A 26,681-nucleotide genomic window follows, 5' to 3' on the forward strand; every position below is an offset into this window, starting at 1 on the left:
CGCCGCCAGTGTCAGTATCGCGAAAAGGGCATAAGCCCGACGCATCATTCCGCCGTGAGTAACGGCGGCTTCTTCTTACCCGTCAGGCGACGCGCGGCAGGGCCTTCGATCTCGATATCGATCTTGCCGTCCTTGACGCCGACCTTGACGACGCCGCCCTTGGACAGGCGCCCGAAGAGCAATTCCTCTGCCAGCGGCTTCTTGATATGCTCTTGAATGACGCGACCCAACGGGCGCGCGCCCATCTTGTCGTCATAGCCCTTGTCGGCGAGCCATTCGGCAGCCGGTTCGGTCAGTTCAATCGTCACGTCACGATCCATCAGTTGCGCCTCAAGCTGTAGCACGAACTTCTCGACCACCTTGAGGATCACCGACTTTGGCAGCGGTCCGAAGGAGATCACCGCATCCAGACGGTTGCGGAACTCGGGCGTAAAGGTCCGCTCAATGGCGGCAGTATCCTCGCCCTCGCGCCGGTCGCGTCCAAAGCCGATGGCGGATTTCGCCAGTTCCGTGGCCCCCGCGTTCGACGTCATGATCAGCACCACGTTGCGGAAATCCACGCTGCGCCCATTATGGTCGGTCAGTGTGCCGTGATCCATCACCTGCAACAGGATGTTGAACACGTCCGGATGTGCTTTTTCGATCTCGTCGAGCAGCAGCACGCAATGCGGATGCTGATCCACGCCATCGGTCAAGAGCCCGCCCTGATCGAAACCGACATAGCCCGGAGGCGCGCCGATCAGGCGCGAGACCGCGTGTTTCTCCATGTATTCCGACATATCAAAGCGCAGCAATTCCACGCCAAGGGAGTCGGCCAACTGCTTGGCCACCTCGGTCTTGCCCACGCCCGTGGGCCCGGCGAAGAGGTAATTGCCGATCGGCTTTTCCGGCTCGCGCAGGCCAGCACGCGCCAACTTGATCGCGGAACTGAGTGCGACGATGGCGTCGTCCTGACCGAACACGGTCCGCTTGAGTGCGCCTTCGAGATCCTTGAGCACCTCGGCGTCGTTCTTGGAGACGTTCTTGGGCGGGATGCGGGCGATTTTTGCCACTACATCCTCAATCTCCTTGACACCGATCGACTTGCGCCTCTTGGAGGCTGCGACCAGATGCTGTGCGGCACCCGCCTCGTCGATCACGTCGATGGCCTTGTCGGGCAGCTTACGGTCGTTGATGTAGCGCGCCGAGAGGTCAACGGCGGTGCGGATCGCGTCATTGGTGTATTTAACGCTGTGGTGATCCTCGAAATAGGGCTTAAGACCCTTGAGGATCTTGACCGCATCCTCGACCGTCGGTTCCGCCACGTCGATTTTCTGGAACCTGCGTGACAGCGCGCGGTCCTTTTCGAAATGCTGGCGATATTCCTTGTAGGTGGTCGAGCCCATGCAACGCAGCTTGCCGCCCTGAAGCGCGGGTTTGAGCAGGTTAGAGGCATCCATTGCCCCGCCCGAGGTGGCCCCTGCGCCGATCACGGTGTGAATTTCATCGATGAAGAGGACTGCATCGGGGTGTTTCTCAAGCTCGGTCACCACCGCCTTGAGCCGCTCCTCGAAATCGCCGCGATAGCGGGTGCCCGCGAGCAGCGCGCCCATGTCGAGCGAATAGATCGTGGTGCCCGAGAGAACCTTGGGCGTCCAGCCGTTGACGATCTTGTGCGCGAGTCCCTCGGCGATAGCGGTCTTGCCGACGCCGGGATCGCCGACGAGGATCGGGTTGTTCTTGCGGCGGCGGCACAGCACCTGAATGCAACGCTCCACCTCTGAATCGCGCCCGATTAGCGGATCGACATCGCCGGTGCGCGCCTTCTCATTGAGATCGACGCAATATTTCGCAAGCGCTGAATCGCCCGCCTCGACCGCGTCGCTTTCGGCCTGTTTGGCGGTGCCGTCATCGTCGAGATCGGTCGCACCGGTCACCGGGCGCGATTCGCCGTAAGCAGGGTCCTTTGCCACGCCATGGGCGATGAAGTTCACCGCATCATAGCGCGTCATATCCTGTTCCTGCAGGAAATAAGCCGCGTTCGATTCGCGTTCGGCAAAGATCGCGACAAGCACGTTGGCCCCGGTCACCTCGGTCCGACCGGAGGATTGCACATGAATCGCGGCGCGTTGGATCACCCGCTGGAAGGCGGCGGTCGGCACCGCCTCGGATCCGTCGATATCGGTGACCAGATTGGCGAGATCATCGTCGATGAATTCCACCAGGGTGGTGCGGAGTTCTTCGGTATCGACGCTGCAGGCCTTCATCACGCGCGCGGCGTCGGGCTCGTCCACGAGGGCGAGCAGCAGATGTTCGAGCGTGGCGAATTCGTGTCGCCGCGCATTGGCCAGCGCCAAGGCCGCATGGATTGCCTGTTCGAGTGTGTTCGAGAATGAAGGCACGGTCGTGCTCCTTCTGATCTTGGCCGGGGCGGGACGCCCACAACCTTGGCCTCATAGTCTTAAAGTTTGGTCGTTACCGGCCATGCTTCAAGGATTTTTTCATAATACCGGGTCATTTTTCGTGATACCGGTCGCAATTTCGATCACATCCGCCTCAGAATCGGTCCTTTCTCGCGCGGATTTCTGCAAAGACCGCGCTCGGTTCGGCCCCCGTCATTCCCAGATGCGCCTGAATGCCCGGATCGGACGCACGCAGGAAGGGGTTGGTTGCCAGTTCTTCCTTCAGCGTCGAGGGAACCGTGGGTTTGCCCGCTGCGCGTGCCACGTCGATCTCCTTGATCCTTGATTTAAGTCTTGGATTGTCCGGATCAACGGTCATTGCGAATTTTGCGTTGGTCTGCGTGTATTCATGCCCTGAGTATATCATGGTTTCGGGCGGAAGTGCGGCAAGTTTCGCGAGACTCTCGTGCATTTGAGGCATTGTTCCCTCAAACACCCGGCCGCAGCCCAGGGCCATCAGGCTGTCGGCGGTAAAGGCCGCGCGGCTTGCGGGGAAGTGAAAGGCGATATGTCCCACGGTGTGGCCCGAGACGTCGATCACGCGGCCATCTTCCGCGCCAATGCGCACGGTATCGCCTTCGTTCAGCGCCAGATCGAGCGGTGGCAAGCGATGGGCGTCGGCTGCGGCACCGATCACGCGCGCGGGCGCGGCCTCAAGAAGCTCGCCCAAGCCTTGCACATGATCCGCATGATGATGCGTCAGCAGCACATCCGACAGCGTCCAGCCCTTTGCCTGCAACACGGCGATAATCGGCGCTGCTTCGGGCACGTCCACGGCCGCCGTGGCCCCCGTCTTGGGATCATGCGCGAGATAGGCGTAATTGTCCGACAGGCAGGGAATGGTAACGATTTGCAAAGTCATGGTATTTTCCCGGTAGCCAGTTGGTGCTACGCTTCAGCTTGACCGATAACGGGATGCTCTGCAATGCATCTGGACGTACAGGACCTGCGAAATTTCTATTACCGCAGCCCATTGGGGCGTGCGGTGCAAAAGACGTTGCGCGCGCAGATCGCCACGTTCTGGCCCGAGGCGCATGGGCAGACCGTGGCGGGCTTCGGCTTTGCTGTGCCGTTTCTGCGTCCGTATCTCGCGGATGCGCGGCGCGTGGTCGGCCTGATGCCTGCGCCGCAAGGGGTGATCGGCTGGCCGCAGGGCATGCCCAATATCTCGGTGCTGTGCGAAGAGACGATGTGGCCGATGGAAACCGGCCATGTCGACAAGCTCTTGGTCGTGCACGGGCTCGAAACTTCCGAACAGCCCGGCGCATTGCTTGAGGAATGCTGGCGTGTGCTGGGGCCGGGGGGATCGGCGCTTTTCCTGGTGCCGAACCGGGCCGGGCTCTGGTCGCGGTCGGATCGCACGCCGTTCGGCTTCGGGCGACCCTATAGCCAGACGCAGCTTGAAAACCAGTTGAAGCTGCACGAATTCCTGCCCGAGCGTCATGCCACGACGCTCTATCAGCCGCCCTCGGACAAGCCGTTCTGGCGCAAGACGGCGGGAATGTGGGAGAAGATGGGCATGCGGTTGTCGATGGTTGCGGCGGGCGGCGTGCTGATGGTGGAGGCGACCAAACGCGTTCAGGCCCCGAGCGGGCCGGGGCTGCGCGACAAGGTGCGCAAGCCGCTTGGCGTCTTGTCCCCGCAGCCTAAGGCCAAGCCGGTCTGACGGGGCTCAGCCCTTGCGGTGGATACCGATCTTGCGCCCGATGCCCTCGGGGCGGGGCAGGGCGGCATGCGCCTCTGCCATCGCCTTGACGCGGGCGTGGACATCCTCGGGCATCGGGGCCACGCGCGGCCCGTCAAGATCAATGTGCAGCGTCAGCCCCTCGCCGGTGGCCGCGAGCCAGCCATCCTCGTGATAGAGCTGCTGGAAGGAATGGAACCGTTTTTCGTCATGGTCGATCAGGTGAAAGCTGCTGCGCACACGGTCGCCCAGCTTGACCTCGCGCAGGTAGCGGATGTGGAATTCGGCGCTGAAAGTGGTGAGGTTGCGCGTCGCGACGTAGGTGGGCCCGAATCCCAACTTGGCAAAGGCCTCGTCGGCGCAGCGGTCGAAGAGCACCGTGTAATAGCCCATGTTCAGATGCCCGTTGAAGTCGATCCAGCCTTCTTCGATCGCGTGAAAGCTGGAGAGAAAGGGCCTGGCGTCGGGCATTGGAGAAACCTCTGAAAGCGATTACGCGGGCGTTTTTGCGGCATTCATGCCAGAATGGCAATGGCGGCGATGACGCGCACCACGCGGTTTCGTGATTTGGATTTTCGCCATCCGGCCCTAAATCAACCTGGAACACATGTCAGGAGTTGAGCATGGTTAACATTACACGGCGACGCGGTGTTATCGCGGTAGCTGTTCTCGGCCTGGGGGCGCTGGCCGCCCTCGGAGTGCCGCACCTTGACGGCGGTTTCGAGGAACTGGCCGCCGCCCCGGTCTATGCGCCTGAGGGCGTGGCGATCCGGGGCACCGATCCTGTGGCCTATTTCACCGACGGCCGCGCGGTGCCCGGCACGCAGGCGCACAGCTTTGAGTGGAACGGGGCCACATGGCAATTCGCAAACGCAGAGAATCGCGCGGCCTTTGCCGAAGATCCCGCACGCTTTGCCCCGCAATATGGCGGGTTCTGTGCCTGGGCCGTGGCCGAAAAGGGCAAGCTTTATTCCACCCAACCCGGCAACTGGAAAATCGTCGATGGCAAGCTCTACCTGAATTACAACGACGACATTCAGAGCCTTTGGCAAGAGGATATCCCCGGCTTCATCGCGCGCGGCGATGAACGCTGGCCGGAAATCCTGCGCGACGGTGCGTGACCAAAGCAATTTTAGAGAAAGCTGAGAGGCGTCCTCGACTCGAAATCGCGCAAGATCAATACACTCGATATTTTCGGTGCTCCAACGACCTTGCGCAAAATCTCTAAACCATCATTTCCTTGGTCGCGGTCAGGGTAATATCGGGGTAATCCCTCTCTACCCGGTCGATGTCCCATTGCATCCGCGTGAGGTAGACCACGTCACCGTCATTGTCATGCGCGATATGCTGCTTGTTGGCGGCGGTGAACTTTTCAACCGCCTGCTTGTCGCCCTGCACCCAGCGGGCAGAGGTGAACTGGCTACCCTCGAAGCGGACGGGCAACCCGTATTCCAGCTCGATCCGGCTGCCCAGAACCTCGAATTGCAGCGCGCCCACGACGCCCACGATAAAGCCCGACCCAAAAGCGGGCTTGAACACCTTGGCAGCACCCTCTTCCGCGAATTGCATAAGGGCTTTTTCAAGGTGCTTGGCCTTCATCGGGTCGCCCGCACGCGCCTGTTGCAGCAGTTCCGGCGCGAAGGACGGGATGCCCGTGACCTTCAGCGCTTCGCCCTCGGTCAGCGTATCACCGATGCGCAATTGCCCGTGGTTAGGGATGCCGATGATGTCACCGGCCCAGGCCTCTTCGGCAAGTTCGCGGTCGGAGGCGAGAAAGAGCACGGGGGCCGAGACCGTCATCGGTTTCTTGGAGCGCACATGGGTGAGCTTCATACCGCGCTTGAAATGGCCCGAGGCGAGGCGGACAAAGGCCACCCGGTCGCGGTGCTTGGGGTCCATGTTGGCCTGAACCTTAAAGACAAAGCCGGTGACCTGAGTCTCTTCCGGCGCGATTTCACGGGGGGTGGCCTTTTGCACCTGCGGTTCGGGGCCATAGGTGCCGATGCCGTCCATCAGTTCCTTGACCCCGAAGGAATTGATCGCGGAGCCGAACCAGATCGGTGTCATATGTCCTTCGAGCACCGATTGCGGGTTGAGTTCGGGCAGCAGTTCGCGCGCCATTTCGACCTCTTCACGCAGCTTGGCCACCAGATCGGCGGGCACGTGTTCGTCGAGTTTTGGGTCGTCCAAGCCGTTGATCTTGACGGATTCCGCCAGTTTGTTGCGGTCCGCGCGGTCCATCAGTTCGAGGCGGTTGTTGAGCATGTCATAGCAGCCGACGAAATCGCGGCCCTGGCCGATGGGCCAACTGGCAGGCGTCACGTCGATGGCAAGGTTTTCCTGAATTTCATCAATGATATCAAACGTATCCCGGCTCTCGCGGTCCATCTTGTTGCAGAAGGTCAGAATCGGCAGATCGCGCAGGCGGCAGACCTCGAAGAGCTTGCGGGTCTGGCTCTCGACGCCCTTGGCGCCGTCGATCACCATCACGGCGGCATCGACCGCCGTCAGCGTCCGGTACGTGTCCTCGGAGAAATCCGAGTGCCCGGGTGTATCCACCAGATTGAACCGGAAGGTCTGGAAATCAAAGGACATTGCCGAGGCTGAGACGGAAATGCCCCGGTCCTTTTCCATCTGCATGAAATCCGAGCGCGTGCGCCGCGCCTCGCCCTTGGCGCGGACCTGTCCGGCCATCTGGATCGCGCCGCCATAGAGCAGAAATTTCTCGGTCAGCGTGGTCTTGCCCGCGTCGGGGTGGGAGATGATGGCAAAGGTCCGCCGCCGGGCAATCTCGGCGGGCAGATCGGGGCGGTTTGTGCGGATATCCAACATGGCTCGCCGTATAGAGGGGGGAGGTGAAGGGCGCAAGCGAGGGCTGGATGAAGGCCGTCTGTATCGCGTCGGTATTCTGTCGGTATTGCGTCGGTGGCTTATCCGCGATCCCGAACAGGCCGATTGCGCCCGTCCGCCCCGCTCATTCGAGACGGCGCGCCTCGTCGATCAGCATCACCGGAATGCCGTTGCGGATCGGAAAGGCCAGACCGGCGGAGCGGCTGATCAGCTCCTGCCGCCCGCCATCATAGTCAAGCGTGCTATGCGTCTGCGGGCAGATCAGCCCGTCAAGCATGCGCCGGTCAAAAGCGGGTGCCGCCGGTTCGTCGGTCATTGCATGATCCCCTCGTCATCGCCGCCGCGCAGCGTGTATTCGATCAGCGTTACCAGCGTCTCACGCCGGGTGCTCAGTGACGGCGCCTCGAGCAGCGCCTGCTTGTCCTCGGGCTCGAACCCAAGCAGCATCGACAGCGAGTTGATCAGCAATTCGTCCTCCGCCTCCTTGAGCGACTCCCAATCTATCTGCAACTCCCGCGCCTGGAAATAGCGTGACAGCAGGTTCATGAACCCATCCCGGTCAAAGCCCACATCGCTGTCGGCCGGTCCCATGTCGCGTTCGAAGCCCGACCACGACACCTTGGCCCGCCGGTAGGGTGTGAAGCCCTCGACCTCCTCGATCACCCGGTAGCGCGAGAGCCCGGTGAGCGTGATCATGTAGCGCCCGTCTTCGGTCTCGGAAAATTGCGTCACGCGGCCCACGCAGCCGATGGTGTGCAGCCCGGTGCCGCCATCGCGGCCCGGCACCTTGTTGGGCTGGACCATCCCGATCAGCCGTCCGGGCGTCTTGAGCGTATCCTCGAACATCGCCAGATAGCGCGGCTCGAACAAATGCAACGGCAAGCGCGAGCGCGGCAGAAGCAGCGCGCCGGGCAGCGGGAAAACCGGAATGATCTCAGGCAGATCGATGTTATGTGTCATGCCGCTAACCTAGCCCGGCGCGGGGTTCAGGCAAATATCATCGAGCTCAACTTCCGCCGCCCGCTGAGCAGCACCGGATCGTTTGGCTTGAGTGCCTCGAAAATGGTGAAAAGCTGCGCCTTGGCGGCCCCGTCATTCCACTCGCGATCGCGGCGGAACAACTCCAGCAATTCGTCCACGGCCTCCTGCGCCTCGCCCTTGGCATAGAGCGCCTGCGCGAGGTCAAAGCGGGCCTGATGATTGTCCGGGTCGGCCTCTACGGCGACGCGTAGCTCACCGACCGGCCCGGCATTCTCCGCCTGCCGCGCGAGGGCAAGCTGGGCATGCGCGGCCTCGATCTCGGGCGATTTGCTGATCTCGGCGGGGGCCCCGTTCAGGATCGCCTCGGCCTGATCGAGATCGCCCGCCGCGATCTGCGCGCGCGCCATCCCGGCATAGGCGCGGGCGTTCTGTCCGTCCTCCTGCAGGATCGCGGCATAGGTCTGCGCAGCATCCGCAACGGCCCCTTGCTCCAGCATCTCGTCGGCGGCATCGAGTGCCTCATCAAGGCCGCCGCCCTCGGGTGTGCCGCCCGACGCCTCGATCACGCGGGCCACGAAGGCGTCGATCTCGGAGGGGGGAATCGCGCCCTGAAAGCCGTCGATCGGCTGGCCCTGCCAGAACGCATAGACCGTGGGCAACGACTGAATGCGCAATTGCCCCGCGATCATCTGGTTCTCGTCGGCATTGACCTTGGCCATCTTCACGGCCCCGCCCGCGCGCGTCACCGCCGCCTCGAGCGCGGGGCCAAGCGTCTTGCACGGGCCACACCACGGCGCCCAGAAATCGACGATCACCGGCACGCTCTGCGATGCCTCGACCACCTCGGCCATGAAATCGGCCTCGGTCACGTCCTTGATCAGGTCGCCTGCCGCGGGTTTCGACTGTGTTTGACCCAGTTCCAGCATGTCTCACCATCCTTCATCATTGTGTTGGCCCCTATATGAGGGGCCGGAGCGCGGAGTCAAAGGTCGAATTGCGCAAATACCGGCGCGTGATCCGACGGTTTTTCCCAGCCGCGCGCGTCGCGCAGGATGCGACTGCCGTGGGCGGCGGCGCGGATATCGCCGCTGGCCCAGACATGATCGAGCCTGCGGCCCTTGTCGGCGGCGTCCCAGTCGCGGGCGCGATACGACCACCAGCTGTACAGCTGGCCCTCGGGAATGTCGGCGCGGGTCACGTCATGCCAGCCGCCTGCCTCCATCGCGTTGTCCAGATGCTCCACCTCAACCGGCGTGTGGCTGACGATCTTCAAGAGTTGCTTGTGCGACCATACATCATCCTCGCGCGGGGCGATGTTGAGATCCCCCACCAGGATCGCCCGCTCGGGGCGGCTGTCGCGGAACCAGTCGCGCATCCCGGTCAGGTAATCGAGCTTCTGGCCGAATTTCTCGTTCTTCTCGCGGTCGGGAATGTCACCGCCTGCCGGCACATAGAAATTATGGATGGTGACCCCGTTCTCCAGCCGCCCCGCCACGTGGCGGGCATGACCTAAGGCGGCGAAATCCATGTCGCCCGCATCCTCGATCGGCAATTTCGACAGGATTGCCACGCCGTTATATCCCTTTTGCCCGCGTGCGACCATATGGGTGTAGCCAAGCGCCTGAAACCGTTCCAACGGGATCTTGTCCACGGGGCTTTTGCATTCTTGAAGACACAGGATGTCGGGGGCTTCGTCCTCCATCAGACGCGCCACCAGCCCCTCGCGCAGCCGGACCGAATTGATGTTCCATGTGGCGAGGGTCAAGCTCATGCGGGATCTCCTGTCTGCGTTCGCGCGGAGCCTAAAGCGATGCGCGCCGCGTTTCCAGACGCGATTATGCGGGTAGGGTTTCTTCTGGCCGCAAATATCCGGGGGAATCGCCGCGTGCAGCGATGGAGGCAGTGCCCCCAAGTAACCGCTCAAAAAGAAAAAAGCCCCGGCGAGAGTGCCGGGGCCAGTCCAACAGGGAGGTTCATGTATAACCATACATGAATACAATATTAGCAGATTAATCCTGATGTGCAGATAAGACTTTGATCGAAGTCAGGCGAGCGTGTCCTTTAAACCACAAGGCGATACCCGCCCGATTCCGTTACCAGAAGGCGAGCATTGCCGGGATCGGGCTCGATCTTCTGACGCAGACGGTAGATATGGGTTTCCAGCGTGTGGGTCGTCACCCCGGCATTGTAGCCCCAGACCTCGTGCAGCAGGATGTCGCGCGGCACCACGCCCTCGGTCGAGCGGTAGAGGAACTTGAGGATGTTGGTTTCCTTCTCGGTCAAGCGCACCTTGCGCTCATCCTCGGTGATCAGCATCTTCATCGCCGGTTTGAACGTGTAGGGCCCAAGCTGGAACACCGCGTCCTCGGATTGTTCGTGCTGGCGCAGTTGCGCGCGGATACGCGCCAGCAGCACCGGGAACTTGAACGGCTTGGTGATATAGTCATTCGCCCCGGCATCGAGCCCCAGAATGGTATCGGCATCGCCGTCATGCCCGGTGAGCATCAGGACCGGCGACTTGACCCCCTGCTTGCGCATCAGCCGGCAAAGCTCGCGTCCGTCGGTGTCGGGCAGGCCCACATCGAGAATGACCAGATCGTAGATCATATCCTTGATCTTGTGCATCGCATCCGCGCCGGTGTCAGCCTCGAACACGTCGAAATCCTCGGTCATGACAAGCTGTTCGCTCAGCGCCTCGCGCAGATCGTCGTCGTCATCCACGAGCAGAATTTTCTTGACCTGTGCCATGTCGTTATCCTCTTCCTTTGACGGAACATGCGTCACAAGCGGGCCTGCGACAAGATGTGCAACACGCGCCTCACGCCCACGTGTTACGCTGCGAGCGTTTTCTTTCATTTCGTCACGAAACACTCTACATGACGGATGGACGCAATCGGAGAGACCCGCATGAGCCTTTCGCCCGACATCACCGAGATCATCGCGCGTGCCCGTTCCGACCTGCGGATGGGTGTGCCGGTGGTGCTGTGCGCGGCAGATGGCAGCGCCGCGTTGGTGATGGCCGCCGAGACGCTCGACGCGCAGCGGCTGGCGGATCTGCGCGCGCTTGGACGGACCCCCGTGCTGGCAATTACAGCACGGCGCGCCGCCACGCTCAAGGCGCGCGCCTATGACGGCGATCTGGCGCGGGTGGTGCTGCCGCCCGATGCGCGGCTGCCCTGGGTGCTGGCGGTGGCCGATCCGGCGGACGATCTCAAGACCCCGATGAAGGGCCCGCTGGAGACCCAACGCGGCGGCGATGCCGGGCTGCACCGGTTGGCGCTCGGCCTCGTGAAATCCGCACGCCTGCTGCCGGCCGCCGTGGTTCTGACGCTGACGGACGGTGCGGGCTTTGCCGCGCGCCACGGGCTGACCCGCGTGACGCTCGATCAGGCCACGCCGCAACTGATGCGCACCAGCCCGCTGCACCCGGTGGTCAGCGCCCGCCTGCCGCTGGAGGTGTCCGAGGCGGGGCGGTTGCATATCTTTCGCCCCGAAGATGGCGGCGAAGAGCATTACGCCATCGAGATAGGCCAGCCCGACCGCGATGCCCCGGTTCTGGCCCGGCTGCACTCGGCCTGTTTCACCGGTGATTTGATGGGCAGTCTGAAATGCGATTGCGGCCCGCAGCTGCGCGGCGCGCTCACTCAGATGGGCACTGAAGGCGCGGGCGTGCTGCTCTATCTCAATCAAGAGGGGCGCGGCATCGGCCTTGCCAACAAGATGCGCGCCTACAGCTTGCAGGATCAGGGGTTCGACACTGTCGAGGCCAATCATCGGCTGGGCTTCGAGGATGACGAACGCGATTTCCGCATCGGCGCGCGCATCCTGACGATGATGGGGTTTTCGGCGGTGCGGCTGCTGACCAACAACCCGGCCAAGATCGCGATGATGGAACAGAACGACATCACGGTTGTCGAACGGGTGCCGCTGAAGCTGGGCGAGAACGCCCATAACCACGCCTATCTGGCGACCAAGGCCATGAAATCCGGGCATTTGCTGTAAGTGGATCGGGGTCACGCTAGCCCAGCATGATCCCCACGACCACCATCATCAACCCGAGCACCGACAGGAACAGCGCCCCGGTGTTGAGCGGCACGACCCGCTGGATCGTCGCACGCAACTCGGTGTCGGATTGCCCGGAGCGGCGCGCCTTCCAGACCGTCAGGATGCACCAGATGAGCCCTGCCAGACCGGCGAGCGACACGGCGGCTCCGAGCCAGATCACGATCTCCATGGCGGTCACTCTCCCTCGTAAGCGCAGGTTTGCCCTGCGCCTAAGCGAAACCGGCGCGTCCTGCAAGAGGGGCGTGAGATGCCGCTTGCAAGCATGCGCGCACGCCGCTAGTCATGCGCCCTGTCCAGAGCGGAGGCATCCCCATGAACGACATGACGTCCGAGGCGAATTATCGCGTCACCGCCGATGAGCTGCGCCAGTTCATCGAACGATTCGAGCGATTGGAAGCCGAGAAGAAGGACATCGCCGACCAGCAGAAAGAGGTGATGGCCGAGGCCAAGGCGCGCGGCTATGACACCAAGGTCATGCGCAAGGTGATCGCGCTGCGCAAGCGCGACAAGGATGACATCGCCGAGGAAGAGGCGGTGCTGGAGATGTATAAGGAAGCGCTGGGCATGGGGTGACGGCGCGCGTTTTGCGTGCCGATCATCACTCCGGCTACCCGGCCCGTCTGATACCCATCATCCGCGCCCGCGCCCTCGGGTCGCTGTCGAACAGCGCGGCCAGTTGTTCGGTCATGGCACCCGCCAGCTGATCGGCATCGGTGATTGTCACCGCGCGGTCGTAATAGCGCGTGACATCATGGCCGATGCCGATGGCCAGCAGTTCGACCTGTTTGCGCCGTTCGACCATGGCGATCACGTCGCGCAGGTGTTTTTCCAGGTAATTTGCGGGGTTCACCGAGAGCGTGCTGTCATCTACCGGCGCGCCGTCGGAAATCACCATCAGGATCTTGCGCGCCTCCTTGCGGGCGGTGATGCGTCGGTGCGCCCATTCGAGCGCCTCGCCGTCAATGTTTTCCTTGAGCAAGCCTTCTTTCATCATCAGGCCCAGATTGTCGCGCGTCCGGCGCATCGGTGCGTCGGCGGATTTGTAGACGATATGGCGCAGGTCGTTCAGGCGGCCCGGTAGCTGCGGACGGCCCTCCGCCAGCCATTTCTCGCGGCTTTGCCCGCCTTTCCACGCGCGGGTGGTAAAACCCAGCACCTCGACCTTGACCGAGCACCGCTCCAGCGTGCGCGCAAGCACATCGGCGCATATCGCGGCGATAGAGATCGGCCGCCCGCGCATCGAGCCGGAATTGTCCAAGAGCAGCGTCACGACCGTATCGCGGAACTCGGTATCCTTTTCCACCTTGAAGCTGAGCGGCGTGGTCGGGTTGGCGACCACGCGGGCCAGACGCCCGGCATCGAGAATGCCCTCCTCGCGGTCGAATTCCCAACTGCGGCTTTGCTGCGCCTGAAGACGGCGTTGCAACTTGTTGGCGAGCCGCGACACCGCGCCTTTCAGCGGCTCCAGCTGCTGATCGAGATAGGCGCGCAGGCGTTCCAGCTCGACCGGGTCGGCCAGATCCTCGGCGCGGATTTCCTCGTCATTGTCGGTGTTGTAGACGATGTAATTGGGATCGGCATCCGAGATCGGCTGCGGTGCGGGCGGCTCCAGCGGGGCCTCGCCCTCGGGCAGTTCGGTCTCCTCGTCCATCTCCTCGTCGGACATCTCGTCCATGCTGACCTGCGCCTGTTGCGCGTCCTGCTGCTCGTCCTGACTGCGCTCGGGGTCGGCCTCGGCCTCTTCCTCGTCGCTGTCATCCTGACCGCTGCTGTCGGGCTCTTCCTGCTCTTCGCCGGTGTCCTCGGCGTCGTCCTCGGCGTCGTCCTCGGCGCTGTCGGGGTCATCGCCCAGTTGATCGCCATAGCCCAGATCCTCGATGATCCGGCGGGCGAACTTGGCGAAGGCGGTCTGATCGGCGAGCGTATCTTGCAGGTTTTCCAGCGTGCCGCCGGCCTGCTCCTCGATAAAGCCGCGCCACAGATTCATCACGTTCTGCGCACCCTTGGGCATGTCGCGCCCGGTGGCAAGATGGCGGATCAGGTAGCCTGCGGCGGCGGGCAGGGGGGCGTCGGCGGAATTGGTGATCTGCTCGAATCCGAGGCGCGTGGCATCCTGCGCGATCTTGGCGTCGATATTGGTGGCGGTGCCGGGCATCTCGCGGGCACCCACGGCCTCGCAGCGGGCGGTTTCCATCGCCTCGTAGAGATCGCGGGCCATGTCGCCGGGCGGGGCATAGCGGCTGTGCAGCGCGGCATCGTGGAACTTGTGCCGTAGCGCCAGCGCATCCGCCGTGCCGCGCGCGAGCAGCACCTCCTCGCGGCTCATCCGGCGGCTGACCTGCGGCAGGCGCATCGCATCGCCCGAAACGCCGCTCGGGTCGACCGAATAGCTGACCGTCAGTTCGGTGTCATCCGCCATCACCTTGGTGGCATTGGCGAGCGCCTTCTTGAACGGATCGGCGGGGTTGTCGGAGGGTTTGTTCATGATGTCCCGGTCGCGTCTTTACTGCACGCTCACATTCGCCGCACTTTCCGGCAGTTCCTCGTCAAAACACCGCTGATAGAATTCCGCCACCGTCTGACGCTCTAACTCGTCGCATTTGTTGAGGAAGGTCAGCCGGAACGCATAGCCTACATTGCGGAAGATATTGGTGTTTTGCGCCCATGCGATCACGGTGCGCGGGCTCATCACCGTCGACAACTCGCCATTCATGAAGGCGGTGCGCGACAGATCGGCCACCGTCACCATGCGGCTGACGGTCTTGCGCCCCTCGGCGGTGTTGTAGAGCGGGTTCTTGGCCAGCACGATATTGGTCTCAGCGTCATGGCTCAGGTAGTTGAGCGTCGCGACAAGCGACCAGCGGTCCATCTGACCCTGGTTGATCTGCTGGGTGCCGTGATAGAGGCCAGTCGTATCACCGAGGCCCACCGTGTTGGCGGTGGCGAAGAGGCGGAAGAACGGGTTGGGTGTGATCACCTCGTTCTGATCGAGCAGCGTCAGCTTGCCGTCGGCCTCCAGCACGCGCTGAATGACGAACATCACATCGGCGCGGCCGGCGTCGTATTCGTCAAACACGATCGCGGTCGGGTTGCGCAGTGCCCAGGGCAAGATGCCCTCGTGAAACTCGGTCACCTGCACGCCGTCGCGCAGCTTGATCGCGTCTTTGCCAATGAGGTCGATGCGGCTGATATGGCTGTCGAGATTGACCCGCACGCAGGGCCAGTTCAGCCGCGCGGCGACCTGCTCGATATGGGTCGATTTGCCGGTGCCGTGATAGCCCTGGATCATCACCCGGCGGTTGTGGGAAAACCCGGCAAGGATGGCCAGCGTCGTGTCGGGATCGAATTTATAGGTCGAATCGAATTCCGGCACCCGCTCGCTGCGTTCTGAAAACCCCTTGGCGATCATGTCCGTGTCGATCCCGAAGGTTTCACGGACGGAGATTTCCTCGGTCGGTTTCGCATTGATGTCAATTGTGCCGTCAGCCATATCGCCGGTCCTTCAATCGGGTCATTTCCTCGGTTTCGTCGTGCAACATATCGCAGGTGAGGGCAAGGGGAAGGGGCAAGATTGGATTGGCCCTAAAAGGCAGGCAGGTCTGGTCATATGAGCAAGGCATGCCAGGATCGGACTGCGAACAGGGCTTCGGCGGTTGAGTGACGACGCGCGCGGACATCGAAAATCTGATAGCGCGCGTGGCTCAGGGGGGATCGGGTCGCGTTCAAGGCGCTGTATGCCTTCTGCGTCTTGATTCCGCGCATTTGTGCGAGAGGCGGAACGACCGCCCCAAGCCTCTTGCGATGCACTCAACATTGCTGGCACACGGTTGCGGATAAAATCTGAAACTCTTTTGGTCCCCATGTCGTGCCTCCTCGTGACCTTCGGCCCAACGGCCCGCAGGCCATTTGATCCAACCGAGGAGACACGACACCCGAGAAGATTTTAACAGCCACCGGCGCGCTTGCCCTGACCGCTACAATGGCGTTTGCCGGGATGGACAACCCGATGGTCGGCGAGGCCGAGATGTATCCCGAAAAGAACATCATCGAGAACGCCGTCAATTCTGCCGATCACGAAACGCTGGTCGGCGCCGTCAAGGCCGCGGCCTTGTCGAGCCGCTGCACGGCGAGGGTCCGTTTACCGTGTTCGCGACGGGCCACCACTTTCGGGCGTGCGGCTATCCCATCACCGCACCCTCGGGTATATGCAGTGGCGACAGGGGGGCCTTTCAAGCCTCGCAAGCGGTCTGGGGCCAGCATGATCATCTCTCGCGGACGCGGTTACATCTTTGTTCATATCCCCAAGACCGGCGGCACCGCGATGGCGCAGGCGCTCGAAAGTCGCGCCATGGCGGATGACATCCTGATCGGCGACACGCCCAAGGCGCGGCGCAGGCGGGGGCGGCTCAGGGGGCTTGAGGCGCGCGGGCGGCTTTGGAAACACGCGACGCTCGGTGATATCGACGGGTTGCTCACCCCGGCAGAGATCGCCGATGCGTTCTCCTTCACGCTGGTGCGCAACCCCTGGGACCGGATGGTCAGCTATTATCACTGGCTGCGCGGGCAAAGCTTTGATCACCCGGCGGTGCGGCTGGCCGCATCGCGTGATTTCGGCGGGTTTCTGGAGGCCCCCGAGACGCAGGCCGCCTGGGCCGCACACCCCGCGCGGCATTACATGACCGCTGCTGACGGGGTGGAGCGCTGTCGGCTTTATATCCGGCTGGAACATGTCGCCGAGGATGCCGGGCCGCTTTGGTCGCATCTGGGTTTTCGGCTCGATCTGCCACGTGTGAACATGTCGGAGCGCGGCGCGTATCGCGGCTATTACTCCGACGAACAGGCCGCCATCGTCGCGCGCGTCGCAGCCGAGGATATCGCGCGCTTCGGTTATGCGTTCTGATCGCCGCGTGGGATTTGATCAAATTTTGTTTCGCCTCTGGCCATTCACCCGCCTGCGGATCAATGTCAGCCCCGTTGACCTGTCACGCCGGAGGATACATGCCACACGCCCCCATCCGCATCGCCATGAACGGTTTTGGCCGGATCGGCCGCACCCTGCTGCGTATCTTGATGCGCGACGGCGGCGATTTCGAGCTGGTCTGCATCAACGACATCGAGCCGCTTGCCACTTGCGCCTATCTGTTTCAATACGATAGCGTTTTCGGGCCGTGGCCGGGGCAGGTGAGCACGCGGGACGGGGTGCTGATCGTGGATGGTCACGAGATTCCCTTTCACTCCGAACGCGATCTGCGGGCGCTCGACCTCTCGGGCGTGGATCTGGTGCTGGAATGCACCGGCATGGGGGGCAAACGGGCGATGGCCGAGCGCGGGATCGAGGCGGGCGCGCATGCGGTGCTGGTGTCCGGGCCTTCGGCTGAGGCGGATGTGACCCTTGTCATGGGGGCCAATGACGATGATCTCAGGGATCAGCGTATCATTTCCAACGCGTCCTGCACCACCAACGCGCTTGCCCCGCTCGCGCGGCTGCTGGATGAGGCTTATGGCATCGTCAGCGGCCAGATGACCACGGTGCATTGCTATACCGGCAGCCAGCCGACGGTAGACAAACCCCGCGACCTGCCCGAGCGCAGCCGCGCAGCCGCGCTCTCGATGGTGCCCACCACCACCAGCGCGCAGCATCAGACCGGGCTTGTCCTGCCGGCACTGAAAGACCGGATCGAGGCGCGCGCGATCCGGGTGCCGACGGCCAGTGTTTCTTGTATCGACCTGACGGTTCAGACGCGTGAGGTGGTGACGCTGGAGGCGGTGAACGCGATGCTGCACGGGGCCGCGCAGACGCGAAACTGGCTGGGCTGGACCGAAGATCCGGTGGTGTCCTGCGATCTGCGCGGCCGCCCCGAGAGCCTGGTGCTCAGCGGGCCGCAGACATCGGTCTCGCAGGGCGGATTGCTAAGGGTGTTTGGCTGGTATGACAATGAGTGGGGGTTTTCCTGCCGCATGCTCGACATGGCCCGGCGGATCGCACGGCGGGGTTGAGCCCGCCGCGCGGCTTTACTTGCGCAGCCTTACATCGGCAAAGCCAAGCCCGTGCAGCCGCGCGACGCCGCGCTCAAGCTGCGTCTGCGTGGCAAAGGGCCCGGCGAGTACCAGCGTCAGTTCGCGCCCGTCCCGGTTCAGGGTTCCGCGTCTTGCGGGCAGTCCGGCGCGTGCGATCTTCTGCGCGGCGGCCTTGCCCTGGCTCGCATCCGCGAAAATCCCTGCCTGCGCGTAACGATGGCTGGCGGATTGCGGTGCGTCGTCCGAGGTGGAGCGCGTCGAGACCGTCGCCGTCGGCTGTGTCGCGGCGGGGGGCTGCGCCGGGGTCGCGGCGCGCGCCATGCGGCGCACGGTCTGCGGTTCGGGCGTGATGCGGCCCCGCGTGGCGACATTGACGCCCGCCGCGCGTTGCTGCTCGAAGCTGGTATAGGGCGGTTGCAGGCCGGGATATCTGTGGATTGCATCCGCGCCGGTCTGGCGGTCGATCAGGCGGCGCGGCACCGTGTTGGTCCACATCACCTCCATCTGTGCCATGCCCTCGAAGGTCTGGTGCGCGCGCCTCGGGTTCAGGCGGTCATCCTCCCAGACCGGCTGCATCCCTTCGGGTACGCTGACGCTGACCAGGCTTTTCTGCTGCTCGGAATAGATCCGGGTCGGGACGACCCGTGTGCCTGCGGGGGCCTGACCGCGCGCAATCGGCGTGCCTGGTGGCAATGTCGTGGTCGTGCCGCTGCGCCCGGTACTGTTGCGCACATAGCTCACATACGAAGTGGGCTGCGGGCCGCAGCGCACCGGCGAGCCGTTACGTTGCACCATGTAGGCGGCTGAGACGCCAGTTGCACCGGTACAGGCGGTGCGGCCCGGGTCCGGCGGGGTGATGACGCGGGCCTGCCGGGTCTGCGCGGGTGCTGCGGCCTTGGGTGCGGGCGCGGGGGTGGCCTTGGGTTCCGGCTTTGGCGTGGGTGGGGCTGTGCGCACCACAACCTGTCGGGGTGCCGGGGCCGGGCTTGCGGTCGTCCGGGGCGCGGGCGGGGTGGCTGCGACCGGCGCGGCCGTGGCCGCCGCCCGCGGCGTAGGTGTGGGCGCAGGTGCGGCGGGTTGTGGCGCGGCCTGCGCCGTCAGGGTTGGCTTAAACCCGCAGAGCGGCTCGCGGCTGCGGGTCATGCGCGGCACCCATGTTACATTGCCCGCGACACCGGCGCGCACGAAAATGCAGCCCTGGCTGTCGACATATTGCCGCGCGTTATAGGAACTCGGCGGGAATTCCGCCGGCACCGGCGCGTCGCGCAGCGATTGCGCCGGTGCCGGGCCGACGATGAGCGCCACGCAGGCGCAGGCGGTCAGGGAAAACTTTTTCACGGACATGCACCCCCAAGGTTCAATTGGCCGGAGGGTGCCTTATTTTTGCCGTTTAGTAAACAGTTATTAGCTTATTTTGTGCCGAACATCCGGTCACCCGCATCCCCTAGTCCCGGCAGGATATATCCCCTGTCGTTCAGACGCTCGTCTAGGGCGGCGGTGGTGACCGGCACGTCGGGGTGGGCCTCGGCCATCCGTGCGACGCCTTCGGGGGCCGCGAGCAGGCACAGAAAGCGGATATCCCGCGCGCCTTTCGCCTTGAGCATCGACACCGCCGCGGCAGAGGAGTTGCCGGTGGCCAGCATCGGATCGACCACGATCGTGCGGCGGTTTTCCAGACCGGCCGGCAGCTTGGCGTAGTATTCGACCGGCTTGAGCGTCGCCTCGTCGCGGTACAGCCCGATGAAGCCCACCCGCGCCGAGGGGATCAGGTCGAGCATGCCGTCGAGCAGCCCGTTGCCCGCCCGCAGGATCGACACCAGCGCCAGTTTCGGGCCTGCAAGCACAGGTGCGTCCATCTCGACCAGCGGGGTCTCGATACGCTCGCTCGTCATCGCCAGATCGCGTGTCACCTCATAGGCCAGAAGCTGGCTGATCTCGCGCAGCAGCTGACGGAAATGCGCGGTCGGGGTGTGCGACTTGCGCATCAGCGTAAGCTTGTGCTGCACGAGCGGGTGGGTGACGATGGTCAGGTGATCGGTCATGCAGGGAACTCCGGGTTGCGAGGGCTTGGGTCTTGTTTTCCAGAAAACGGCGGGCAGGGCAACGCCGGGATTGCGGCACGCCGCTTGCCGTTGCAAGCTGCACTTGCAAGATTGACGCTGCGTGATATGGATGCACGGAAGGTAGTTTAGTGTTAAACTAATTCCACCGCAGGGAGGGTGGCCATGACCGAAAATCAGAAAGATGCTCCGCGTCAGGCGGCGCTCAACTATCACGAATTCCCCAAGCCCGGAAAGCTGGAGATCCGCGCGACCAAGCCGATGGCCAATGGCCGTGACCTGGCGCGCGCCTATTCCCCCGGCGTCGCCGAGGCCTGTCTGGAGATCAAGGCCGATCCGAAGACCGCGAGCCGCTACACGTCGCGCGGCAACCTGGTGGCGGTGGTCACCAATGGCACCGCCGTTCTGGGGCTTGGCGATATCGGCGCGCTCGCGTCCAAGCCAGTGATGGAGGGCAAGGCGGTGCTCTTCAAGAAATTCGCCAATATCGACTGTTTCGATATCGAACTGGACGAGACCGACCCCGAGAAACTGGCCGAGATCGTCTGTGCGCTTGGCCCCACCTTTGGCGCGATCAATCTGGAGGATATCAAGGCCCCGGATTGTTTCATCGTTGAACGAATTTGCCGCGAACGGATGGATATCCCGGTCTTTCACGACGATCAGCATGGTACGGCCATTGTGGTTGGCGCGGCGGCGGTGAATGCGCTGCATGTCGCGGGCAAGCGCTTCGAGGATATCAAGGTCGCCTCGGCGGGTGGCGGCGCGGCAGGCATTGCCTGCCTCAACATGCTGGTGAAACTGGGCGTCAAGCGCGAGAATATCTGGCTGTGCGACATTCACGGGCTGGTCCATGAGGGCCGTGCCGAGGACATGAACCCGGAAAAGGCGGCCTTCGCGCAGGCCAGCGACCTGCGCACGCTCGACGAGGTGATCGCGGGCGCCGATCTCTTTCTCGGGCTATCCGGCCCCAATATCGTCACGCCCGAAATGGTGCGCAGCATGGCCAAGCGGCCGATCGTCTTTGCCCTGGCCAATCCCAATCCCGAGATCATGCCCGATGCCGCCCGCGCGGCGGTGCCGGATGCGATCATTGCCACGGGACGGTCGGATTTTCCCAATCAGGTCAACAACGTGCTGTGCTTTCCGTTCATCTTTCGTGGGGCGCTCGACGTGGGCGCGACCGAGATCAACGACGCGATGCAGGTGGCCTGCGTGCAGGGCATCGCCGAACTGGCCCGCGCCTCGACCAGCGCCGAGGCGGCGGCGGCCTATCGCGGCGAGCAGATGACCTTCGGGGCTGATTACCTTATTCCCAAGCCGTTCGATCCGCGTCTCTCAGGCATCGTGTCCTCATCGGTCGCGCGCGCGGCGATGGAGACGGGCGTGGCCACCCGTCCGTTGGAGAATCTCGAGCAATACAAGGCCGATCTGGATGCAAGCGTGTTCAAGTCGGCCCTGCTCATGCGCCCGGTCTTCGAGGCCGCCCGCACCGCCGCGCGGCGCATCGTCTTTGCCGAAGGCGAGGATGAGCGCGTGCTGCGCGCCGCGCAGGCGATCCTGGAGGAAACCACCGAACAACCGATTCTGATCGGTCGTCCCGAGGTGATAGCACGGCGGTGCGAACGGGCGGGGCTGACGATCCGGCCCGAACGCGACTTCAACATCGTGAACCCGCAGGATGACCCGCGCTACCGCGACTATTGGGAGACCTATCACAGTATCATGGCGCGGCGCGGGGTGACCCCCGACCTGGCCCGCGCGATCATGCGCACCAACACCACCGCCATCGGCGCGGTCATGGTGCATCGCGATGAGGCCGATTGCCTGATCTGCGGCACTTTCGGCGAATTCCGCTGGCACATGAACTATGTCAACCAGGTTCTGGGCGATCCCGATCATCACCCGCATGGTGCGCTGAGCATGATGATCCTGGAGGACGGGCCGCTCTTTATCGCCGATACGCATGTACGGGTGCGCCCCGATCCCGCCGATCTGGCCGAAACCGCGATCGGCGCTGCGCGCCATGTGCGTCGCTTCGGGATCACGCCCAAGGTGGCGCTGTGTTCGCAATCGCAATTCGGCAGTCAGCAGGACGAGGGGGCCAAGCGTCTGCGCGCCGCACTCGCCCTGCTCGACGAGGTGCCGCGCGATTTCACCTATGAGGGCGAGATGAATATCGACGCGGCCCTCGACCCGGAACTGCGCGCGCGCCTCTTGCCGGGCAACCGGATGGAGGGGGCGGCAAATGTGCTGGTCTTCGCCTATGCCGATGCGGCCTCGGGGGTGCGCAACATTCTCAAGGTGAAATCCGGCGGGCTGGAAGTGGGGCCGATTCTGATGGGGATGGGCAACCGCGCGCATATCGTGACGCCGTCGATCACCCCGCGCGGGCTGCTGAACATGGCGGCCATCGCGGGCACGCCGGTGGCGCATTACGGGTAGAATCGCGGATTTGCAGGAATTTGTTTGCAGTTTTGCAAAACAATGTAACCTTTTCCAGAAGTCGCGCATAAACGTGAGGTTTGCAAAAATTTGCAAGCCACGTTCTGCGATTTCTGCAAAATTTCTGCGGCCTTGTGTCCCGCCGCGATCCATGACGCTTGCCCGAGGGCAGGGTGATCCGTAACACATATGCAACGGATCGGAGGAGGATACGATGGGATACAATGAGGTTTACACCCGCTCTCTGGCGGACCCCGAAGGCTTCTGGATGGAAGAGGCCGACAAGATCGACTGGGTGAAGAAACCCTCCAAGGCGCTGTTTGACGATACCGCCCCGATCTACGAATGGTTCAGCGACGGGCTGGTCAATACCTGCTGGAACGCGGTGGACCGGCATGTCGAGGCCGGGCGCGGCGCGCAGGCGGCGATCATCCATGACAGCCCGGTGACCGGCATCAAGCAGAAGATCAGCTATGCGCAGCTGCGCAGCCGCGTCGCGCGTCTCGCGGGGGCGCTGCGTGACAAGGGCGTGGGAAAGGGCGATCGCGTCATCATCTACATGCCGATGGTGCCCGAGGCATTGGAGGCGATGCTGGCCTGTGCCCGTCTCGGGGCGGTGCATTCGGTGGTCTTTGGTGGCTTTGCCGCGCATGAACTGGCGGTGCGGATCGACGATTGCACGCCCAAGGCGATCATCGCCGCCTCCTGCGGGATCGAGCCCGGGCGAGTGGTGCATTACAAGCCGCTTCTGGACGGGGCCATCGAGCAGGCCGCGCACAAGCCCGACTTTTGCGTGATTTTCCAGCGCGAGGAAGAGGTCGCGCATCTGGAGGAAGGGCGCGATCACGACTGGCACGCCTTCCAATACGGGGTCGAGCCCGCCGAGTGTGTGCCGGTCGAGGGCAATCATCCTGCCTATATCCTCTACACCTCCGGGACCACCGGCGCGCCGAAGGGCGTGGTGCGACCCACCGGTGGGCATCTGGTGGCGCTCAACTGGACGATGAAGAACATCTATAATGTCGATCCGGGCGATGTCTTCTGGGCCGCGTCCGATGTGGGTTGGGTCGTGGGCCACAGCTATATCTGCTACGCGCCGCTGATCCATGGCAACACCACCATCGTGTTCGAAGGCAAGCCGGTGGGCACGCCCGACGCGGGCACGTTCTGGCGGGTGATCTCCGAACATAAGGTCAGGAGTTTCTTTACCGCGCCCACCGCGTTCCGCGCGATCAAGCGGGTCGATCCGGAGGCCAGGGAACTGGCAAACTATGACATTTCCTGCCTGCGTGCCCTTTATCTAGCGGGCGAACGCGCCGATTCCGACACGATCAACTGGGCCGCCGACAAGATGGGTGTACCGGTCTATGACCACTGGTGGCAGACCGAGACCGGCTGGACGATCGCCGGCAACCCCGTCGGGACCGAGGCGTTGCCCGTCAAGGTCGGCTCGCCCACCGTGGCGATGCCGGGCTATGATGTGCAAATCCTCGATGAGGGCGGGCACGAGGTGCCGCCCGGAACACTCGGTGCTATCGCCGTCAGGCTGCCGCTGCCGCCGGGCACGCTGCCGACGCTGTGGAACGCCGAGGATCGCTATCGCAAGTCCTATCTCACTACGTTTCCCGGTTATTACGAGACCGGCGATGCGGGCATGAAGGACGAGGACGGCTATCTGTGGATTATGGCGCGCACCGATGACGTGATCAACGTCGCCGGTCATCGCCTCAGCACCGGCGCGATGGAGGAGGTGCTGGCCAGCCACCCGGATGTGGCCGAATGCGCGGTGATCGGAGTGAGCGACACGCTCAAGGGGCAGGCCCCGGTCGGGTTCGTCTGTCTGACCAGTGGTGTGAACCGCCCGCATGAAGAGGTCACCGCCGAATGCGTCAAGTTGATCCGCGACCAGATCGGTCCGGTGGCGGCGTTCAAGATGGCGGTGGTGGTGGACCGTCTGCCCAAGACGCGCTCGGGCAAGATCCTGCGCGCGATCATGGTCAAGATCGCCGACAATCAAGATTACAAGATGCCCGCGACCATCGACGATCCGGCCATTCTGGACGAGATCAGGGCGGCGCTGCAGGGCATCGGGCTGGCGAAATAACTGAAGCGCGCGCCGGAATTGACCCGGCGCGCGCAGGGGGATCAGGCCGCCGCGCGGTCCGTATCGCGCAAGGCGGCCAGCATGTACTCGGCCACCCCGGCAGAGGAATCGGGGTTTTGCCCGGTCACGATCCGGTCGTCACGCAGGGCGAAGCCGCAGAAATCCTCGACCCCGCATTCGAACTCGGCACCTTGCTTGCGCAGGGCGTCTTCGAGCAGGTAAGGCACGACATCGGAGAGGCCTGCCGCGCGCTCCTCGGAATTGGTGAATCCGTTGATGCGCCGCCCTTTGATCAGCGGGGTGCCGTCGCTCAGCGTCGCCTCGATGAGCCCGGCGGGACCGTGGCACACGGCGCCGACGACGCCACCGTTTTCATAAATGGTCGAGACCGCCTTGGCGACGGCGGGCGTCTGGCGCAGATCCCACATGGTGCCATGCCCGCCGGGCAGGAACACCGCGTCATAGCGCGAGGCGTCAACCTTGCTGACGGCGGCGGTGTCGCTCAGGGCCTGCATGGCATGCGTGTCCTCAACGAACCGCGTCACGGCGTCTGAGCGTGCGGCCGGATCATCGTCCGAGGACGGGTCCGCCGGGGACTGGCCGCCAAGCGGGCTGGCGAGATCGACCTCATAGCCTGCATCGCGGAAGGTCCAGTAGGGTATCGCCATTTCTTCCCAGTAAAAGCCGGTCGGCGCGCCGTCCTGTCCCATCTTGTCACAGGAGGTGAGGATCATCAGTATGCGTGTCATTGTGAACGCTCCTTTTCATTTCGATTCAGGTGGGTGCGGGATGCCCGGTCGCAGGCGTTGGCGCGGCCGGTGTTACGCGGACCGTCACGTCAGGCTTTCTGCGATGCGATCACGAGACAGACGTTGCGTGCCCTCAGATGCCGGATCGCGATGGCGCGGCCAGGCAGCATCAGCGCGGCCCAGGCCACCAAACCCCGGGCCATGCAGGATTGTGCCGAATGCTGTGTAACTCTGTGCCATAGCCTTAGACCTAAGCAGGCGCGCGGGTCTTTTAACCCCCGGAGGCTGCGACGCGGCGGACATCCGCCGGATTGGCCTTTCCAGGTGCCTCACGCACGGCGGCTCTGCCATGTCGAGACGAGAAGACCCCCGCGCGGCTTGTGCGCGCGGGGGCCGGAAACCCGGCAGGCCGGGCAGGGGAAGAGCCGTGCGGTCTAGGACCGCTGCCCGCTCAGAACCATGACTTCGACGGGACTGGGAAGCAGACTTGTCAACGCGCCTGGATCGCCTTGTCTCAGCGTCTCGCGATCCTCGTACACAACGAGTCCCATGACGATCGAAGCTCCGAGAAGGAGTAACCTGAGGCAGTTTGCCAGCCGCATGACTGCTTTCCCTTTCGAATTGCTTGTCAGGAACCTGCGCTTGGCAGGTGAGACGAGTTTGCGTCCGGGGGCCACGGTCAGGCAATATCGCGCGGTTGATATCCGATAACACTGCCTCTTTTCGCCGGGTGCGATCGGCTTATCTGTCCCTCAGGAGGTCGTGATACGCCTTGTTTTCATAGCTCTTTCTGACTGTCTGGTCTGTGTCATGCCCGATCCGTCGCGTGCCGAGCCTGCTATTGCCGAATTTGCCGCGCCGCAGTTCGACAGCTATCGCGGCATCAGCGATCAGGTGATGGGCGGCGTCTCCCAGGGCGAGGCGCGGATCGAGTGATCAGACGAGAGCCGCTATCTGCGCCGGACCGGCACGGTCAGCACCGGCAATCGCGGTGTTTTCCTTTAGGCGCACGTGCCGCGCGACGCGGGCCTGCGTGAGCGTGCGCAGGGCATTGTCGTGCGGGACAAGAGACCGGGGGACGGTATGTCGTGCATCTGCGGACGCGGGGTACGGTGCTGCCCTGGCAATATTACCAGGTCAGATTCGAGACCGGTGATGACTGGCGGGAGGTGCGCATTCTCCTTTCTGCGTTCGCCCCGTCCGGCGCGCTTTTGCGCGCCACACCGGATACTGCATCCGTGACCAGCCTCGCGGCGGTGACCTGTGGGCGTGATCATCAGGCGG

24 protein-coding genes and 1 pseudogene are annotated in these 26,681 nt (G+C 63.4%); 10 read left to right on the forward strand and 15 right to left on the reverse strand.

The genetic code is table 11. The annotated features are described in order from the left end of the window. Positions 1 to 44: 44 nt before the first annotated feature. A complete protein-coding gene (clpA, locus tag BHD06_RS03590) occupies positions 45 to 2,381 on the reverse strand; it encodes an ATP-dependent Clp protease ATP-binding subunit ClpA (protein WP_080455629.1) in 2,337 nt (778 codons plus the stop codon). Between the two features lie 154 nt (positions 2,382 to 2,535). Beyond that, on the reverse strand, positions 2,536 to 3,303 hold the full coding sequence (gene gloB / locus BHD06_RS03595) for a hydroxyacylglutathione hydrolase (protein ID WP_080455630.1): 768 nt from the start codon (positions 3,301 to 3,303) through the stop codon (positions 2,536 to 2,538). Positions 3,304 to 3,366: 63 nt separating this feature from the next. Between gloB and BHD06_RS03600 the strand changes: the two genes are divergently transcribed. Further along, positions 3,367 to 4,107 (forward strand): methyltransferase domain-containing protein, encoded by a 741-nt coding sequence (locus BHD06_RS03600; protein WP_080455631.1) that lies wholly within the window; start codon positions 3,367 to 3,369, stop codon positions 4,105 to 4,107. A 6-nt stretch (positions 4,108 to 4,113) separates the two neighbouring features. Here the strand turns inward: BHD06_RS03600 and BHD06_RS03605 are convergent, their stop codons facing one another. Continuing rightward, positions 4,114 to 4,596 (reverse strand): thioesterase family protein, encoded by a 483-nt coding sequence (locus BHD06_RS03605; protein WP_080455632.1) that lies wholly within the window; start codon positions 4,594 to 4,596, stop codon positions 4,114 to 4,116. Positions 4,597 to 4,748: 152 nt separating this feature from the next. Between BHD06_RS03605 and BHD06_RS03610 the strand changes: the two genes are divergently transcribed. Next, positions 4,749 to 5,246 carry a YHS domain-containing (seleno)protein gene (locus BHD06_RS03610; protein WP_080455633.1) on the forward strand — a complete coding sequence of 166 codons (498 nt, stop codon included), beginning with the start codon at positions 4,749 to 4,751 and terminating at the stop codon, positions 5,244 to 5,246. A gap of 103 nt (positions 5,247 to 5,349) precedes the next feature. On the opposite strand, the gene BHD06_RS03615 is transcribed toward BHD06_RS03610, so the two are convergent. From BHD06_RS03615 to BHD06_RS03640, 6 genes are all read right to left on the reverse strand, one after another. Continuing rightward, on the reverse strand, positions 5,350 to 6,957 hold the full coding sequence (locus BHD06_RS03615) for a peptide chain release factor 3 (RefSeq protein ID WP_080455634.1): 1,608 nt from the start codon (positions 6,955 to 6,957) through the stop codon (positions 5,350 to 5,352). A gap of 142 nt (positions 6,958 to 7,099) precedes the next feature. Continuing rightward, positions 7,100 to 7,291 (reverse strand): Trm112 family protein, encoded by a 192-nt coding sequence (locus BHD06_RS03620; RefSeq protein ID WP_080455635.1) that lies wholly within the window; start codon positions 7,289 to 7,291, stop codon positions 7,100 to 7,102. Beyond that, positions 7,288 to 7,935, reverse strand: coding sequence for an LON peptidase substrate-binding domain-containing protein (locus tag BHD06_RS03625; RefSeq protein ID WP_080455636.1), 648 nt, complete (start codon positions 7,933 to 7,935; stop codon positions 7,288 to 7,290). The genes BHD06_RS03620 and BHD06_RS03625 overlap by 4 nt, the downstream gene beginning before the upstream one ends. A gap of 26 nt (positions 7,936 to 7,961) precedes the next feature. Continuing rightward, the gene (locus tag BHD06_RS03630) at positions 7,962 to 8,882 is read right to left on the reverse strand and encodes a co-chaperone YbbN (protein WP_080455637.1); all 921 of its coding nucleotides are present in this window, start codon (positions 8,880 to 8,882) and stop codon (positions 7,962 to 7,964) included. A 56-nt stretch (positions 8,883 to 8,938) separates the two neighbouring features. Next, positions 8,939 to 9,727: an exodeoxyribonuclease III gene (locus tag BHD06_RS03635; protein WP_080455638.1), complete on the reverse strand. Its 789-nt coding sequence runs from the start codon at positions 9,725 to 9,727 to the stop codon at positions 8,939 to 8,941. A 290-nt stretch (positions 9,728 to 10,017) separates the two neighbouring features. Continuing rightward, positions 10,018 to 10,704, reverse strand: a complete 687-nt coding sequence (locus BHD06_RS03640; protein WP_080455639.1) for a response regulator transcription factor — start codon at positions 10,702 to 10,704, stop codon at positions 10,018 to 10,020. Positions 10,705 to 10,863: 159 nt separating this feature from the next. On the opposite strand from BHD06_RS03640, the gene ribA reads away from it, so the two are divergent. Then, positions 10,864 to 11,958: a GTP cyclohydrolase II gene (gene ribA, locus BHD06_RS03645; protein ID WP_080455948.1), complete on the forward strand. Its 1,095-nt coding sequence runs from the start codon at positions 10,864 to 10,866 to the stop codon at positions 11,956 to 11,958. 16 nt (positions 11,959 to 11,974) lie between these two features. Here ribA and BHD06_RS03650 read toward each other — a convergent pair whose 3' ends face one another. Continuing rightward, entirely contained in the window at positions 11,975 to 12,190 is a 216-nt protein-coding gene (locus BHD06_RS03650) for a hypothetical protein (protein WP_080455640.1), read from the reverse strand. A 143-nt stretch (positions 12,191 to 12,333) separates the two neighbouring features. Here BHD06_RS03650 and BHD06_RS03655 point away from each other — a divergent pair, with 143 nt between their 5' ends. Continuing rightward, positions 12,334 to 12,594, forward strand: coding sequence for a DUF2312 domain-containing protein (locus BHD06_RS03655; protein WP_080455641.1), 261 nt, complete (start codon positions 12,334 to 12,336; stop codon positions 12,592 to 12,594). 34 nt (positions 12,595 to 12,628) lie between these two features. Here the strand turns inward: BHD06_RS03655 and cobT are convergent, their stop codons facing one another. Continuing rightward, on the reverse strand, positions 12,629 to 14,506 hold the full coding sequence (gene cobT, locus BHD06_RS03660) for a cobaltochelatase subunit CobT (protein ID WP_080455642.1): 1,878 nt from the start codon (positions 14,504 to 14,506) through the stop codon (positions 12,629 to 12,631). Between the two features lie 18 nt (positions 14,507 to 14,524). Next, positions 14,525 to 15,511, reverse strand: coding sequence for a cobaltochelatase subunit CobS (cobS, locus tag BHD06_RS03665; RefSeq protein ID WP_080455643.1), 987 nt, complete (start codon positions 15,509 to 15,511; stop codon positions 14,525 to 14,527). Positions 15,512 to 16,000: 489 nt separating this feature from the next. Between cobS and BHD06_RS24185 the strand changes: the two are divergent. The 3 genes and pseudogenes from BHD06_RS24185 to BHD06_RS03680 form a co-directional block, all read left to right on the forward strand. Beyond that, positions 16,001 to 16,173: pseudogene (locus BHD06_RS24185) on the forward strand (fasciclin domain-containing protein); the annotation flags it as partial. 106 nt (positions 16,174 to 16,279) lie between these two features. Then, complete coding sequence (locus tag BHD06_RS03675; protein WP_080455644.1) at positions 16,280 to 16,921, forward strand: sulfotransferase family 2 domain-containing protein; 642 nt, start codon at positions 16,280 to 16,282, stop codon at positions 16,919 to 16,921. Between the two features lie 98 nt (positions 16,922 to 17,019). Beyond that, positions 17,020 to 18,018 (forward strand): type I glyceraldehyde-3-phosphate dehydrogenase, encoded by a 999-nt coding sequence (locus BHD06_RS03680; protein ID WP_080455645.1) that lies wholly within the window; start codon positions 17,020 to 17,022, stop codon positions 18,016 to 18,018. A gap of 15 nt (positions 18,019 to 18,033) precedes the next feature. On the opposite strand, the gene BHD06_RS03685 is transcribed toward BHD06_RS03680, so the two are convergent. Next, positions 18,034 to 19,377: an SPOR domain-containing protein gene (locus tag BHD06_RS03685; RefSeq protein WP_254892303.1), complete on the reverse strand. Its 1,344-nt coding sequence runs from the start codon at positions 19,375 to 19,377 to the stop codon at positions 18,034 to 18,036. Between the two features lie 71 nt (positions 19,378 to 19,448). Further along, positions 19,449 to 20,081, reverse strand: coding sequence for a uracil phosphoribosyltransferase (gene upp / locus BHD06_RS03690; protein ID WP_080455647.1), 633 nt, complete (start codon positions 20,079 to 20,081; stop codon positions 19,449 to 19,451). Positions 20,082 to 20,264: 183 nt separating this feature from the next. Between upp and BHD06_RS03695 the strand changes: the two genes are divergently transcribed. Together BHD06_RS03695 and prpE are read left to right on the forward strand one after the other, a co-directional pair. Beyond that, positions 20,265 to 22,544 (forward strand): NADP-dependent malic enzyme, encoded by a 2,280-nt coding sequence (locus tag BHD06_RS03695; RefSeq protein ID WP_080455648.1) that lies wholly within the window; start codon positions 20,265 to 20,267, stop codon positions 22,542 to 22,544. A gap of 214 nt (positions 22,545 to 22,758) precedes the next feature. After that, positions 22,759 to 24,648, forward strand: coding sequence for a propionate-CoA ligase PrpE (gene prpE / locus BHD06_RS03700; RefSeq protein WP_080455649.1), 1,890 nt, complete (start codon positions 22,759 to 22,761; stop codon positions 24,646 to 24,648). Between the two features lie 41 nt (positions 24,649 to 24,689). Here prpE and BHD06_RS03705 read toward each other — a convergent pair whose 3' ends face one another. After that, positions 24,690 to 25,397: a type 1 glutamine amidotransferase domain-containing protein gene (locus tag BHD06_RS03705; protein WP_080455650.1), complete on the reverse strand. Its 708-nt coding sequence runs from the start codon at positions 25,395 to 25,397 to the stop codon at positions 24,690 to 24,692. 810 nt (positions 25,398 to 26,207) lie between these two features. On the opposite strand from BHD06_RS03705, the gene BHD06_RS24000 reads away from it, so the two are divergent. Continuing rightward, on the forward strand, positions 26,208 to 26,333 hold the full coding sequence (locus BHD06_RS24000; protein WP_217805643.1) for a CIA30 family protein: 126 nt from the start codon (positions 26,208 to 26,210) through the stop codon (positions 26,331 to 26,333). The last annotated feature ends 348 nt before the right edge of the window (positions 26,334 to 26,681 follow it).

Source organism: Roseovarius sp. A-2 (assembly GCF_002072155.1).
Lineage (GTDB): Bacteria > Pseudomonadota > Alphaproteobacteria > Rhodobacterales > Rhodobacteraceae > Roseovarius.

Coding starts and splice junctions, on each gene's coding strand:
- gloB (WP_080455630.1), bottom strand. CDS start 3,303: ATGACTTTGCAAATCGTTACCATTCCCTGCCTGTCGGACAATTACGCC.
- BHD06_RS03600 (WP_080455631.1), top strand. CDS start 3,367: ATGCATCTGGACGTACAGGACCTGCGAAATTTCTATTACCGCAGCCCA.
- BHD06_RS03605 (WP_080455632.1), bottom strand. CDS start 4,596: ATGCCCGACGCCAGGCCCTTTCTCTCCAGCTTTCACGCGATCGAAGAA.
- BHD06_RS03610 (WP_080455633.1), top strand. CDS start 4,749: ATGGTTAACATTACACGGCGACGCGGTGTTATCGCGGTAGCTGTTCTC.
- BHD06_RS03615 (WP_080455634.1), bottom strand. CDS start 6,957: ATGTTGGATATCCGCACAAACCGCCCCGATCTGCCCGCCGAGATTGCC.
- BHD06_RS03620 (WP_080455635.1), bottom strand. CDS start 7,291: ATGACCGACGAACCGGCGGCACCCGCTTTTGACCGGCGCATGCTTGAC.
- BHD06_RS03625 (WP_080455636.1), bottom strand. CDS start 7,935: ATGACACATAACATCGATCTGCCTGAGATCATTCCGGTTTTCCCGCTG.
- BHD06_RS03630 (WP_080455637.1), bottom strand. CDS start 8,882: ATGCTGGAACTGGGTCAAACACAGTCGAAACCCGCGGCAGGCGACCTG.
- BHD06_RS03635 (WP_080455638.1), bottom strand. CDS start 9,727: ATGAGCTTGACCCTCGCCACATGGAACATCAATTCGGTCCGGCTGCGC.
- BHD06_RS03640 (WP_080455639.1), bottom strand. CDS start 10,704: ATGGCACAGGTCAAGAAAATTCTGCTCGTGGATGACGACGACGATCTG.
- ribA (WP_080455948.1), top strand. CDS start 10,864: ATGAGCCTTTCGCCCGACATCACCGAGATCATCGCGCGTGCCCGTTCC.
- BHD06_RS03650 (WP_080455640.1), bottom strand. CDS start 12,190: ATGGAGATCGTGATCTGGCTCGGAGCCGCCGTGTCGCTCGCCGGTCTG.
- BHD06_RS03655 (WP_080455641.1), top strand. CDS start 12,334: ATGAACGACATGACGTCCGAGGCGAATTATCGCGTCACCGCCGATGAG.
- cobT (WP_080455642.1), bottom strand. CDS start 14,506: ATGAACAAACCCTCCGACAACCCCGCCGATCCGTTCAAGAAGGCGCTC.
- cobS (WP_080455643.1), bottom strand. CDS start 15,511: ATGGCTGACGGCACAATTGACATCAATGCGAAACCGACCGAGGAAATC.
- BHD06_RS03675 (WP_080455644.1), top strand. CDS start 16,280: ATGATCATCTCTCGCGGACGCGGTTACATCTTTGTTCATATCCCCAAG.
- BHD06_RS03680 (WP_080455645.1), top strand. CDS start 17,020: ATGCCACACGCCCCCATCCGCATCGCCATGAACGGTTTTGGCCGGATC.
- upp (WP_080455647.1), bottom strand. CDS start 20,081: ATGACCGATCACCTGACCATCGTCACCCACCCGCTCGTGCAGCACAAG.
- BHD06_RS03695 (WP_080455648.1), top strand. CDS start 20,265: ATGACCGAAAATCAGAAAGATGCTCCGCGTCAGGCGGCGCTCAACTAT.
- prpE (WP_080455649.1), top strand. CDS start 22,759: ATGGGATACAATGAGGTTTACACCCGCTCTCTGGCGGACCCCGAAGGC.
- BHD06_RS03705 (WP_080455650.1), bottom strand. CDS start 25,397: ATGACACGCATACTGATGATCCTCACCTCCTGTGACAAGATGGGACAG.
- BHD06_RS24000 (WP_217805643.1), top strand. CDS start 26,208: ATGCCCGATCCGTCGCGTGCCGAGCCTGCTATTGCCGAATTTGCCGCG.